Origin of the sequence: Clostridium sp. Marseille-P2415 (assembly GCF_900155545.1) — a bacterium.
Lineage (GTDB): Bacteria > Bacillota > Clostridia > Lachnospirales > Lachnospiraceae > Lacrimispora.
Map to the genome: position 1 here is coordinate 3,340,371 of NZ_LT732526.1, position 13,592 is coordinate 3,353,962.

General features: G+C 45.6%; 14 protein-coding genes. 7 read left to right on the plus strand and 7 right to left on the minus strand.

Going from position 1 to position 13,592, the window contains the following annotated elements:
• Positions 1–82: 82 nt before the first annotated feature.
• From BQ9856_RS20265 to BQ9856_RS20285, 5 genes are all read right to left on the minus strand, one after another.
• Positions 83–1,477, minus strand: a complete 1,395-nt coding sequence (locus BQ9856_RS20265) for an aminopeptidase (RefSeq protein WP_077612622.1) — start codon at positions 1,475–1,477, stop codon at positions 83–85.
• Positions 1,478–1,533: 56 nt separating this feature from the next.
• Complete coding sequence (gene dtd / locus BQ9856_RS20270) at positions 1,534–1,983, minus strand: D-aminoacyl-tRNA deacylase (RefSeq protein WP_077612623.1); 450 nt, start codon at positions 1,981–1,983, stop codon at positions 1,534–1,536.
• 14 nt (positions 1,984–1,997) lie between these two features.
• A complete protein-coding gene (locus BQ9856_RS20275; protein ID WP_077612624.1) occupies positions 1,998–3,797 on the minus strand; it encodes a glycerophosphodiester phosphodiesterase in 1,800 nt (599 codons plus the stop codon).
• A 114-nt stretch (positions 3,798–3,911) separates the two neighbouring features.
• On the minus strand, positions 3,912–4,595 hold the full coding sequence (locus tag BQ9856_RS20280) for a GTP pyrophosphokinase (RefSeq protein ID WP_077612625.1): 684 nt from the start codon (positions 4,593–4,595) through the stop codon (positions 3,912–3,914).
• A gap of 129 nt (positions 4,596–4,724) precedes the next feature.
• Positions 4,725–5,657, minus strand: a complete 933-nt coding sequence (locus BQ9856_RS20285; protein WP_077612626.1) for a S1 RNA-binding domain-containing protein — start codon at positions 5,655–5,657, stop codon at positions 4,725–4,727.
• A 175-nt stretch (positions 5,658–5,832) separates the two neighbouring features.
• Between BQ9856_RS20285 and BQ9856_RS20290 the strand changes: the two genes are divergently transcribed.
• The 7 genes from BQ9856_RS20290 to BQ9856_RS20320 all read left to right on the plus strand — a co-directional run bounded on the left by BQ9856_RS20290 (position 5,833) and on the right by BQ9856_RS20320 (position 11,479).
• Positions 5,833–6,558 (plus strand): phosphatase, encoded by a 726-nt coding sequence (locus tag BQ9856_RS20290; RefSeq protein ID WP_077612627.1) that lies wholly within the window; start codon positions 5,833–5,835, stop codon positions 6,556–6,558.
• A complete protein-coding gene (locus BQ9856_RS20295; protein WP_077612628.1) occupies positions 6,555–7,493 on the plus strand; it encodes a LysR family transcriptional regulator in 939 nt (312 codons plus the stop codon). Before BQ9856_RS20290 ends, BQ9856_RS20295 begins: the two co-directional genes overlap by 4 nt.
• Before the next feature lie 98 nt (positions 7,494–7,591).
• Entirely contained in the window at positions 7,592–7,981 is a 390-nt protein-coding gene (locus BQ9856_RS20300; RefSeq protein ID WP_077612629.1) for a Fur family transcriptional regulator, read from the plus strand.
• A gap of 116 nt (positions 7,982–8,097) precedes the next feature.
• A complete protein-coding gene (locus BQ9856_RS20305; RefSeq protein ID WP_077612630.1) occupies positions 8,098–8,640 on the plus strand; it encodes an NADH peroxidase in 543 nt (180 codons plus the stop codon).
• Positions 8,641–8,791: 151 nt separating this feature from the next.
• Positions 8,792–9,328, plus strand: a complete 537-nt coding sequence (gene rbr, locus BQ9856_RS20310; RefSeq protein ID WP_077612631.1) for a rubrerythrin — start codon at positions 8,792–8,794, stop codon at positions 9,326–9,328.
• A 119-nt stretch (positions 9,329–9,447) separates the two neighbouring features.
• Positions 9,448–10,155 (plus strand): LytR/AlgR family response regulator transcription factor, encoded by a 708-nt coding sequence (locus BQ9856_RS20315; protein WP_077612632.1) that lies wholly within the window; start codon positions 9,448–9,450, stop codon positions 10,153–10,155.
• Positions 10,156–10,159: 4 nt separating this feature from the next.
• Positions 10,160–11,479 (plus strand): GHKL domain-containing protein, encoded by a 1,320-nt coding sequence (locus BQ9856_RS20320; RefSeq protein ID WP_077612633.1) that lies wholly within the window; start codon positions 10,160–10,162, stop codon positions 11,477–11,479.
• 524 nt (positions 11,480–12,003) lie between these two features.
• Here the strand turns inward: BQ9856_RS20320 and tnpA are convergent.
• Together tnpA and BQ9856_RS20340 are read right to left on the minus strand one after the other, a co-directional pair.
• Positions 12,004–12,432, minus strand: a complete 429-nt coding sequence (tnpA, locus tag BQ9856_RS20330; protein WP_077609580.1) for an IS200/IS605 family transposase — start codon at positions 12,430–12,432, stop codon at positions 12,004–12,006.
• 376 nt (positions 12,433–12,808) lie between these two features.
• Positions 12,809–13,219, minus strand: coding sequence for a hypothetical protein (locus BQ9856_RS20340; RefSeq protein WP_077612636.1), 411 nt, complete (start codon positions 13,217–13,219; stop codon positions 12,809–12,811).
• Positions 13,220–13,592 lie beyond the last annotated feature (373 nt).

Here is a 13,592-nt window from a genome sequence, read left to right on the forward strand (position 1 = left end):
CTGCTTCCAGTCAGTTATACCATATAAGGCACGGTAAAAAAAGCTTTTTCCCGAAATTAACAAAAATTTCAAAATTCCGTTATTATTTGTAAAATGCCTGAAATGCCTTGTATGTATTGTATACATCCAGCTTGGAAGATAGCTCAAAGGGGGAATGCATGGAAAGGATGGGTACTCCTAAATCAACCACATCAACATCCAGCTGGGCCACATATTTGGCGATGGTGCCGCCGCCGCCCTGATCCACAGCGCCAAGCTCCCCGATCTGCCAGAACACGCCTTCCTGATCCATCATGGCGATCATTTTTGCCATGAGCTCCGCACTGGCATCGTTGGAGCCTGCTTTTCCGCGTACGCCTGTGTACTTTGTCAGAACACAGCCCTTGTTTATGAAGCAGGAATTGCGCTCCTCATATACCTGTGCAAAGGTGGGGTCATAGGCCGCATTCACATCAGAAGATAAGCAGAAGGAATTCCGGAGCACCTTTCTCACATCAACATGAGCCATATCCGCCAGATCCTCAATATAGTGCAGCACATAATGGGAATTCAGACCGGTATTACCGTCGGAACCGATCTCTTCTTTGTCCGTGAGAATGGTTACCGTGGTATACTCTGGCATCCTGGCATCGATCTCCGCCATTAAAGCCGTATAGGCGCATACCCTGTCATCCTGTCCGTATGCACCGATCATGCTGCGGTCTAAGCCCACATCACTGGCCTTCCAGGCCGGCACCATCTCAATTTCCGCACGGAAGAAATCCGCTTCCGTGATCCCATAGCGTTCATGAAGCAGCTTAAGGGCAAGAAGCTTGACCGCATCCTTTATTTCCGCATCATCAAGAAATGGGATGGAACCGATGATCACATTAAGCTCCTCTCCTTTTAAACCCTCTCCTAATTTTCTCTCATTCTGTTCCACCGCCAGATGAGGAAGCAGATCTGACACGCAGAATACCGGATCCCCTTCCTTCTCACCGATATTCACTTCCACGGCCTCCCCGTTCTTCTTCACGATAACACCGTGCATGGCAAGGGGAACGGTACCCCACTGGTATTTCCGGATCCCGCCGTAATAATGGGTCTTAAAGTACGCAATATCATTCTTTTCATAAAGGGGATTGGGCTTTAAATCAAGCCTTGGGGAATCAATGTGTGCCCCATTGATGCGGAGGCCCTTCTCCACCCCTTCCTGTCCGAAGGTCGTTGCAATGATCGCCTTATTCCGGTTCACAAGATACACCTTTTCACCGGCCTTATAGGTTTTTCCTGCTTCAAAAGGAAGATAGCCCTGCATCTCAAGCATTGCCACGGCCTCCCTGACGCATTCCCGTTCGGTCTTGCCGTTATCCAAAAATCTTTTATAGCTCTCGCAGAACATTTCTGCTTCCTCAAGCTGCCCCGGTGCTGCCTTGGCAATATGAGGAAACTTGAATGTCAGTTCTTCCTGTAATTGCTGTCCCTTTGTTTTCTCCATTCTTCTACCTCCATTGATTTTCCTGAGGGCTTTCAGCCCTGTTATATTATCATTGATTAACAGATCTCACCGCTGTCCAGGACCAGAGTAAACGGCCCGTCATTTAAAAGCTCAACCTTCATATCAGCCCCAAAGATTCCGTGCTCCACCCGGTTTCCGCAGGATTTTAACCGTTCCACTACGTATTCATAGAGCCCTTTTGCAAGCTCCGGACTTCCCGCCTTTGCAAAGCTCGGCCGGTTGCCTTTTCTGCAGTCAGCGTAAAGGGTAAACTGGCTGACCACCAGTATTTCCCCTGCTACATCAGCCAGAGAGAGGTTGGTCTTTCCATTTTCATCCTGAAAAATCCTCAATTTGCATATTTTATCCACCATTTTCCCGGCAATTGCTTCCGTATCCGTATCAGATACGCCCAAAAGCAGCAGAAAACCTTTTCCAATGGCCCCGGCCTGCTGCCCTTCCACTGTGACTTTCGCATGGGCAACCCGCTGTAGTACAATCTTCATTTCCATTCTCCTGTCTATTTTAATACCAGCCTTAAATATTCCAAAAGATTCTCGGTCGCTGCTTCCCGGTACACGATTTCCCTCGCAAGCACCGGATAATCCGTTATGATATTGTCCACGCCGAGCATCTTCATCCGCTCCATCTCGCTTTTGCTGTTCACGGTCCAGGCATGGACGGCTTTGCCCTTCTCATGGGCGGCCTCCACCAGCCTTTCGCTTACAAAGCTGGACCGCAGGCTGATAAAGTCGATGGCGTCGCTGGAATAATAATTTCCGTAAGCCGCCGAAATAATATATCCGGTCCGGATTTCCGGATCCAGTTCCTTTATCCGGGCCAGATAGGAAAGCCTGGTCGAGGTGACCACACACTGTTCCTTCATCTGGTGCTCTGTAATCAATTCCACAACCTTATCCGGCAGCTCACTGCGGCTCCCTAAATTCTTAATCTCAATATTTATGTTAATCCGTCCCTTACAGTACTCCATGACCTCTTCCAGAGATGGAATCCGTTCTCCTCTGAATTCGCCGGAAAACCATATTCCGACATCCAGCTCCTTTAATTCCTCAAAGGAATAGGAGCTTATGGGGCGGTTTATTCCTGACACCCGCTTTAAACTGGCATCATGGCCCAGAACCACTACGCCGTCTTTCGTCTCCTGGACATCGATCTCTACGAAATCGGCCAGATCATCAATGGCCTTTTCCATGGCTGCAAGGGTATTCTCCGGAGCTTCCCTGGAACTTCCCCGGTGGGCAGTGATCTGGATCACATTCAATATGTCTCCCGTAATTGCAGAACCGTTCCGCACCACATCATAGAGAGAGAACAGGCTGACTGCCGCCGCTGCTGCCATGACTAACGCCGCCAGCCGCCCGTTTACAGACTTTTTATGGGAATAGTCAAAGCTTTTTTCCTTCTTTTTAAGCCTGCTGCTGAACTGGAAATACTGGACGCTTATGGCTGCGAAATTTCCAATGGCCATGAGCATGCTGGTTAAGAACAGGAGTACCAGCTCGATCCGGCCGCAGGCAGCCGGGAGGATGGCAAGTGCCAGGCGGTTGTCTGTAAACAGGGTCACGGAAACGGCTGTGACCAGAACACAGAATGCATAGATCAGGCGCATCCCCAGCACGGCTGCCAGATAATAAACGGACAGCAGAACCACAACCCTCAAAAGCCGGTGTCTCAAAAGCCACCAGCTTCTAAGATATCCATCCCAGAAATTTTTCTGCTCGATCATGCAGGCGTGGAATGTATAAAGACCTGGAACCGCCGTCACCAGAAATGACAGCAGGATAAGCACCAGAGACACCCGCCACCATGGCTGCCTTAAAATCTCAGACAGGACAAAATTAAGGGGCTTTACATGGTTTAAAACCCGGTATATCAGATACAGGTTTGACAGCGCATAATCCGCCAGGATCAAAAGCCCTAACCGCCAGTTCCTCTTACGGATCTCGTCGGCCAGCTTTAAAAAACCTCCCGCCAGGATCTCCCCCGGTCTCAGCCTCCGGGAATAGAAAGCCCCCTGATAGAGCGTAAGAAGGCATCCGGCCTCCATAGCAAGAATCAGGATACCGATCATGGCCATCAGAAACAGTACGATGATGGTGAAGGGCTTCACCAGGAAATAGCCGATATTGGCGGCAGTCAGATAACTGTATCCGGCCATACGCAGCGCAAATAAGAGGCCTTTGTTTAAGATAAGCAGATACAGGATGGACGAAACCAGCCGGAACAGCAGCTCAAAAACAAACGCATTCTTCTGGTTGAACTTAAAAATCTTCCAAGTCTCTTTTGTTAATGTACTCATACCATAACCTTCTTTTTTGCGGAGATCAAAGCGGATATTCGCAATCCGCTTCGCTGCTTCCTTGATAAGGTTAAAAAGCAGCCTCAGCGAGTGGCATCGTCAAGGCTGCGTTTTTTATGTTGATTCTTCCTCTGCCTTCCTGTCTTCTCCTTCTGCCTCCCGCTGCTGTGCCTCGCTCAGTTCCAGAATTGCCTGGTTTAAGGAAAACATCTTCCCATCCAGCATATTTACCACATCGGCACAGGCTTTCAGCTCCTGCTGCAAGTACGCCGGTGCATTGCCTTCAAACTTATAATAAATCTTATGCTCCAGGCTTGCCCAGAAATCCATGGCAACGGTCCTGATCTGAACCTCTACCTTGGTTTCCACAGGCCCGTCTGTTAAATAAATCGGTATGGTCACCACCATGTGATAGCTTTTATAACCGTTTGGCTTTGGATTCTTAATATAATCCTTCACATAAAGGACCGTAACATCGCTCTGCTTTGTTATCATCTCCGCAATCTGGTAAATATCTGACGTAAAGGAACAGATGATCCGTATCCCTGCAATATCACTTAACTTCTCCACCATGTTGTCGATCGTCACTTCGTAGCCGTACCGCTTCAGCTTTTTTACAATGCTGTCCGGTGTCTTAAGCCTTGACTTGATGTGCTCTATTGGATTGTAATTGTAAATATGCACAAACTCATTATTGAGTATCTCAATCTTTGTATTGATTTCCTTTAATGCTGAGTCATACAAAAACATTACAGATTTCCACTGGTCAACCTGGTTAAATGCTTCGGGAATATTCATTCCACATTCCCCCTCTCTCCCGCATTCTCAGTCAGTGAGACAGGGGCAGCCCCATCGCCCGGCAGCCCCTGCTCATCAAGAACAGTATACCATAGAAACCTGATATTTTATATTCTTTTTCCCGACTTTCTAAAACTTTAATCCTTTTAAGAGCGCCGAGAGCCCTGTAGATGCCGAACCTTCCTCCTTGTAATCAAAGACCTCTCCTTCTATTTCATCCTCCGCCTGAATGGCTTTCATGCTTAAGCTTATCTTATTATCCGCTATGGAAATAATCTTAACTTTAACCGTCTGTCCCTTCTTTAAGACAGCACCGGGGTGTTTGATCCTATGATCGCTGATCTGCGAAATATGAAGCAGGCCGGAAAGACCATTTTCCAGGCTGATGAACGCCCCATAATCCTTTAGGCTGTCCACCGTTCCCTCCATAACGGTTCCAACTTCGCATTTTGCGATCTTTTTGCTCTTCTCTTCGTTAAGCCTTAAGAGGGCCGGTTCTTTGCCTGAGAGCACCAGCTTCTTATTTTCTTCGTCTGCGGTGATAACTGTGACCTCAATGGTCTTTCCATTATATTCCTCTAAGTCCTCTACATATTCCCCTGCCAGTTTGGACGCCGGAATAAATCCCCGGATCCCTTCCAGCCAGGCTGCCGCACCGCCCTTTACGATCTCTGCGATCTTGACCTTAACGACCGTGCGGTCATTTAACATGGATTTTAACTTTTCCCATGCCATGAGATCATTTGCCAGCTTTCTGGAAAGGACGATGTTTCCTTCCCCATCATCGGTGCTTATCACCGTTGCCGTAATCTCATCTCCCGGATGGATTTCATTAAGCAGGTTAAATTCCGGATCATTGCTTACGTTTTCCTTATGGATGATTCCTTCCGCATAATATTTTAAATCCAGAAGTACCATATCCTCGTTTACGCTTATAACGGTTCCGGTCAGCTGATCTCCCTCTCTCACTCTTTTAAAAGATGCTTCCAGTTCCTCGGCATAATCATCCATGGTTTCCGCCGGTTCTTCCAAAACGGCTTTTTCTTTCATCTCTTCACTCATTTAAATTTCCTCCATTCATAAAACGTCCTGTTTTGTGTAAAATCTAACTATATATTTATCACATCCGGCCCGATATTTCTATAGTTTTCTCGGCAAAAATATGCTATATTTGAGATATATGAAAACAGTCCCGGGGCAGCAAAATCCCGGGTATTGATACAGAAAGGACAAAAATATGAACGACATAATGGACCTGCATACCCATACCATAGCCAGCGGACATGCATACAACACTTTATATGAAATGGCCAGATCTGCCTCTGAGAAAGGTCTCGCCCTGATGGGCTCTACGGACCACGCACCAAAAATGCCGGGGACATGCCATGAATTTTATTTTATAAATTTTAAAGTCATACCGCGTACACTCTTCGGCGTAAACATACTCATGGGCGCTGAACTCAACATCCTGGATTATTCCGGACGGATAGATCTGCGAAAAGGACTTTTGGAGAAGCTGGATTACTCCATCGCCAGCCTCCACGAACCCTGCTTCAAAAGCGGAACTGCGGCGGAAAACACCATGGCTTACGTAGGGGCCATTGAAAATCCTCTGATCCACATCATCGGCCATCCCGATGACGGCCGCTTTCCCGTGGATTATGACACCCTTGTTTCCGCTGCGGCGGAAAACCACACGCTTCTGGAGCTCAACTCCAGCTCCCTCCATCCCTTAAGCGCCAGAAGAGATGCCGGGGAAAACTACCGGACCATGCTGGAACTATGCAAGCGTTACCGGGCCTCTGTCATCATTGACAGCGACGCCCATATCGAAGCAGATGTGGGAAACCACGTAAAGGCATGGGAGCTGATTGAAGAAGTGGGATTCCCGGAGGAGCTTATCGTGAACAGTTCCATGGAACGCCTCCTTCCCTACATTCCAAAGCTGGAGGCTTATTTATGATCAACTTCCTGAACCTGGAATATTTCCTGGCTGTGGCGGAGGAATTAAATATCACCCGGGCAGCCAAACGGCTGTATATTTCCCAGCAATCCTTAAGCAACCACATTTCAAATCTGGAAAAGGAATTTGATGTCCAGCTGTTTCACCGAACCATGCCCCTGACTTTGACCTACGCAGGCCGCGCATTAAAGCTCAGGGCCAAACAGCTTTTAGACTTAAAAGACGAAACGTACCGGGAACTGGCCGATATTAAGGATTTCACCACAGGGCAGATATCCATCGGCGTTTCCCATACCAGGGGGCGTTTTCTACTCCCTGCGATCCTTCCGGCCTACAAGGAGAAATTTCCCAACATCGAGCTTCATCTGGTCGAAGGAAATTCCTCGGAGCTCAGCTCTGCCCTGATCCACGGAGATATTGACCTGATGATAGATCTCCTGCCCTTTAAAGCGGAAAACGTGGAGACCGTCCCCATTTGCGAAGAGGAGATCCTTCTCGTGGTCCCGGATCAGATCCTGGACCGGTACTTTCCGGGACAGCAGGAGGCCATTAAAAAAGAACTGGAAGAAAACGCGGATGTACAGCTTTTAAAGGATTGTCCATACCTGCTTATCAATAAAGGAAACCGGGTCCGCACCATTGCCGATGAGATCTTTGAGGATGCCCAGCTTTCCCCTACGGTCCTTCTGGAGACGGAGAATATCGAAACCGTTCTGGCTCTCGCGGCCAAAGGCATGGGGATTACCTTCTATCCCAAAATGTTTATGTCCGGCGCTGAAAGCACCAGCGAAACGGCCAGGAAAAAGACAGGGCTCAATTATTATTCTTTAAATTACAGGCGCAGCCATGGTGTCCTGGCATTCGGCTGCCACAAGGGCCGGTATTTGTCACAGGCTACGGAAGAATTCATACGGATCGCCAGGGAAAACATATAGCTGGATTTTATCTGCGGATTGACAAAACAGTTGGAATCTTTTATTATTAAACAGTAACAATTACTACTATAATTATCATTTATAGAAAAGGAGCGGCCATGAAAACATTAAAGTATAGCCGTCAACGGGAATCCATCAAAGCCTGCCTGATGGCAAGGCACGACCATCCGACTGCCGACGCCCTGTACACGTCGATCCGCGAGGAATATCCCAATATCAGCCTGGGAACCGTATACCGGAATTTAAACCTTCTGGTAGAGCTGGGGGAGATTCAGAAGCTGACATGCGGGGATGGAGCAGATCACTTTGATGCGGATACCTCACCGCACTATCATTTCGTATGTAAAAAGTGCGGGCAGGTTTACGACCTGCCGTTAGACCCCATGGAACACATCAACCATCTGGCTCAGGAACATGCGGACGGTCAGGTGGACAGTCACACAATTTACTTCTACGGCACCTGCAAAAATTGTTTGGAAAATAATTGATAATAACACTTGACAATGGATAAAAGATGTGCTAAATTAATATCAGTAATCATTACTATTACTGATTACCACATCATAACAATAAAAAAATTAAAATAAAAAGGAGACATGAGATCATGAAAAAATGGGTTTGTACAGTATGCGGTTATGTTCACGAAGGAGAGGCAGCTCCGGAATTCTGTCCGGTATGTAAGGCTGGTTCTGAGAAGTTCAAATTACAGGACGAGGATATGTCCTGGGCCTGCGAGCACGAGATCGGCGTTGCGAAAGGATCTCCGGAAGATATCATGAAGGACTTAAGAGCGAACTTCGAAGGCGAATGCTCTGAGGTCGGTATGTACCTTGCAATGTCCAGAGCCGCTCACAGAGAAGGCTATCCGGAAATCGGCTTATACTATGAAAAGGCTGCTTTCGAAGAGGCGGAACATGCTTCAAAATTTGCTGAGCTGTTAGGAGAATGCGTAACTTCCAGCACAAAGAAGAACCTGGAATTAAGAGTTGCAGCTGAAAATGGCGCTACAGCCGGTAAATTTGACCTTGCAAAACGTGCGAAGGCATTAAATTTAGATGCAATCCATGATACAGTACATGAAATGGCAAAGGACGAGGCCCGTCACGGAAAAGCATTCAAGGGCTTACTGGAAAGATACTTCGGCTAATGCCTGTTCACTAAGAATGTGACACCTTCAGGGAGCGGCAGAACGGATTACCGCTCCCTGATTTGTCAAAGCGGATATTCGCAATCCGCTTCGCTGCTCGATAAGGTTAAATAACAGATAACTTGTCATTCAAATCAGGAGGGTTCATACGATGTCCAAATATGCGGGAACAAAAACAGAACAGAACTTAAAAGATGCTTTTGCCGGCGAGTCCATGGCAAGAAATAAGTATACATATTATGCTTCTGCAGCGAAAAAGGCCGGCTATGAGCAGATGGCCGCCTTATATTTAGAAACCGCGGATCAGGAAAAAGAACATGCCAAGATGTGGTTTAAAGAATTACACGGCATTGGCACGATGGAAGAAAACTTAGCGGACGCTGCTGCAGGTGAAAACTACGAATGGACCGACATGTACAAAAGAATGGCCGAAGAAGCCAGAGCGGAAGGCTTTGATGAACTGGCCCTTAAATTCGAATTCGTCGGGAAAGTGGAAGCCGCTCATGAAAAGCGCTACTTAAAGCTTCTTGACAGCTTAAAGAACGACAAAACCTTCAATGGCGACGCTCCTCTTGGCTGGAAATGCAGGAACTGCGGCTATATCCACGAAGGACCGGACGCTCCTGAGATTTGTCCCGCCTGTGCCCACCCAAAGGCTTATTTTGAAAGAAAAGTTGAAAATTACTAAATTACACCTAACCGGTTCAGGAATATTCTGGATCGGTTTTTTCATGCCTTGGTTTTTTCCCTGGCTCATGCTATACTTTAAAATGATGAAATAAAATTGACCGATTTGAGGGCGGAAACATGATTAAAATAGCGATTGTAGAAGACGAAAATGAATATGTGCAGACGCTTAAGGGCTACCTGGTCCGGTACGAAGCAGAGCACAGCCTGAATTTTCAGATTGAGGTATTTCCCGACGGCCTTGATATCGTATCGGATTATACTGCCAGCTATGACATCATACTGTTGGATATACAGATGAAGCATTTAAACGGCATGCAAACGGCTGAAAAGATCCGGAAACTGGATGAGGATGTGATCTTTATTTTCATTACTTCCTCCTCCCGGTTTGCCATAGAAGGATACACGGTGGATGCGCTGGGCTATGTTTTAAAACCGGTTCCTTATCTTTCATTTTCCCAGATTTTAAGCAAAGCAGTCCGCAGAATACAGAAAAAACAGGAGATACATTCTATAAATATTGACACAGACGGCGGAACCATGCGTTTCAATACGGACTCCATCTATTATATCGAGAGCCAGCTTCACCATATCCTCATTCATACGGAAAAAGGAGAGCTTATGGCTTCCGGTCCCTTGAAACGAATGGAGGAAGCATTAAAGCCCTTGGGATTTGCCAAATGCCACAACGCCTATCTGGTGAACCTAAAGCATGTGACCGGCAGCCTTCCGAATTATGTACTGTTATTTTCCGGCGAACAGATACCGGTAAGCCGTGCACGGAAAAAAGCATTTATGGACTGCCTTGCGGATTATCTGGGAGGGTGAACCGATGAATTTTGCCGAACTTTTAAATACCCCACGTCCCTATACCGCTCTTGCCGAATGGAGCGCCTGCATCATCTATATCCTTATGCTGCGCCGGAAGCAAAGAGGAGTCCGGCTGGCTGCCTTTTTCGCCGGTATGTTCGGCCTGTTTCTTCTTCTGCACGGGATTGCCGGAATTCTTCCGCTGTACTTATGGTTTCCAGGAATGACCGCGGCCATTCTGCTCATGTATTTCTGTATCTATGTTTCCTGCCAGGTCTCACCCTTTGATGCCGGATTCCTCTGTGTCCGCGCCTTTGTTCTGGCAGAGTTTGCCGCCTCCTTCCAGTGGCAGCTATATGTCTGGTGGGCACTGGGCACCGGGCGGGAGAACCGGATGCTTTCTGTTTTGATCATGCTGATTTCCTATGCATGCCTTTTTACCGGATATTATTTTCTGGAAAAAGAACACATTCCGGAGGATGAGGGCATGGAGGTGGAACGAAAGGAGCTGCTTGGTGCCGCCTCCATTGCATTAGGCGCTTTTCTGATCAGCAATATCAGCTTTGTCATGCCGAATACCCCGTTTTCCAGTGCCACCAGCTCCTTACTTTACGTGCGGACCCTGGTAGACTTCGGAGGGCTCCTGATGCTGTTCGCCCAGCAGAACAGAAGGAAAGAGCTCCGGGTGCGAAGCGAAAACCACGCAATGAATGTGGTACTGCAGCGCCAGTATGACCAGTACCGCATGGCCATCGACAACATGGAACTGCTGAGGCGGGAATTCCATGACTTAAAGCATTACATGATCGCTATCCGGGCGGAACAGGATCCGGAAAAGCGGGAGCAATATTTATCGGAAATGGAAAAAGCTATTCTCACACAGGAGGCCCTGGCGAATACAGGGAATCAGGTGTTGGATGTTGTGCTGACCACCAAAAGCACCTACTGCGCCCAAAACAGGATCACCTTTACCTGCATGACGGATGGGAAACTGATTTCTTTTCTGCATGTAAAAGATATCTGTTCTATCTTCGGGAATGCCCTGGACAATGCCATCGAATGCGTTTCCCAGTTTGAGGACCCGGAAAAAAGACTGATCAGCCTTTCCATATGCAAAAGGAACCGGTTTCTGCTGATCCAGTGCGAGAATTATTCGGAAAACCGGCTGGATATGGGGAACAACAACCTTCCGCCCACTACCAAAAGAAACAGACTGTATCACGGATACGGATTAAAAAGCATTCAGGCGGCCGCACAGAAATACGGCGGCTCCATGACCATTTCTTCCAATGATAACTGGTTTACCCTTCAGGTCCTGATCCCTGTCCATGAAGAAACTTAGGGTGCGGGATAGAAAAGGTGCTTCCTAACGGTTCAAAAGCCGCTAGGAAGCATCCACTGAAAAATTGTTTATAATGGAGATATGACATGAAATTAAATAATATAAAATTTTTTGCGGAACTCCTTCACTATACCCAATCCAATGTATCCTCCCGCCTAATGAAACTGGAAAAAGAATTTCAGGGTACCTTCTTTCTTCTCACCAGGTCCGGGCTGGAAATTCTTTCTGATGTAGAAGTTCATATATCAGACGCTCACTCCGATTTTCAAGTACATCGTGTTTGGTAGAAACAGACAGTAATATGCTCCCTTCAAAACGAAAAAAAATCCCCTCACTTTCCAGTGGAAAGAAAACTTCGATATAATTTCCCACTACTCCTCATCTATTTCAATATCAAATTCAGAACTGAGTTTATCACTAAGTCAGCAACCACCAGTTCAACTGGTGGTTTGATATTAGCCCTAATAAGGGCTTTCTTACTGCTCGCCCAATAGGGCGGTGTCGCAAGCATCCTTACTGGTCCGCTAAAAAGCGGTACTTCTCATATCTTCCTTGCGCGACTCTTCTGCTTGCTCTTTAATGTATTTCTGTACTGCTTCATCGGTTATATTACCAATGGTTTCTACATAATATCCTCGCGACCAAAACGCTTTATTCCACTTACTCTGCAATTCTGGATGTCTATCATAAATCATCAGCGTACTTTTTCCTTTCAAATAGCCCATGAAACTTGATATACTAAGCTTCGGCGGAATTGCTAAGCTTAAATGTACATGATCTACGCATACTGCTCCTGCTATTATTTCTACATTTTTATACTTGCATAGCGTACCAAGTATTTCTCGTACATCTTCTTTTATTTGTCCGTATAGTTGCTTTTTCCGATACTTTGGAATAAATACTATGTGGTACTGGCATTTCCATCTACTGTGTGATAAACTTTTATTGTCCATTGGGACTGCCTCCTATTTTTGAGTTTGGCTTGCGACACCATTCTCATTTTATCATAGGAGGCTTTTTCGTTATATCCTCACCGTTTCCACTTACACTATTCTCCCCAGCATAGCTGGGGGTTTAGTATTTTCAATTAGGTTTTCATAATACCAAAAGTATTCTTTTTTCCCCAATAATGTATATTCAATAACCTCTGTCGGACTCTGGCCTTCTATTTTCAACGTTTTTACCTTTTCCGTCCCAAGATTACCAAATATAAATCGATTCCCTTCAGTAATTCCAAAATTACACAAATAATCATATGCTGGAGCCTCTAGATGTAACATTTTTAATGGTTTTATTCTTGATTCACCTTCATATTCTGAACGTATTGCATCAACTAATGCATATTGCTTTTTTTTTATTTACTGTTCTTACTTTAAATTTAGCTGCAACAAATGCCTCTGCCTTTAAATTCTTGACTGAAATATAAAACATTGTCGCATAATTATCATTTTCAAAAACTTTAATAACATTATTTACTTTATTTGCATATGTATCATCACCAAAATAATAATCTGGATTGATAGTAAGTGCCTCTTCCATTGTATCAACATATATGGGATCTGGTTTTTCAGGCATTTTACCATCCCCGTTATACTCTATGTTTAAACTTACTGAACCATTTTCAGCGCTCTGATTCTTCGGTACAATTATTGCCCAAAAAACAAGTAAAGAAAACAGTGCTACAAATGTCCCTAAAATTATTAGTATAACAATTCCTAAATATTTTAATATCTTTTTCATAAGTTCCACCATCCTAAAATCACCAACATAAACCTCAATGTTTTTACTTTTTCCGTATCAATGGTTCCGAATATAAATTGATTCTCCTCCGTAATACCATATTCGGCTAAATAATCATCTAACGGAACTGCTCTATATAAATCAGGAATTATTTTCAATCAATGCTCTGGCGGACAGGGATATCGATCAAAACTGAACAAAATCAGTCGGTTGGTTTTAGACAATTCAAGCCATCAGTAATATCTTACTTTATATCTTTTTTAATTCTTTCCTCTTGTTATGATTAAATATCCAATAAGCAATCGCACCAACTGGTACCGATAAAAACACCTGTACACCAGTTGAATATTTCATTATTTTAGGCATAAATAGC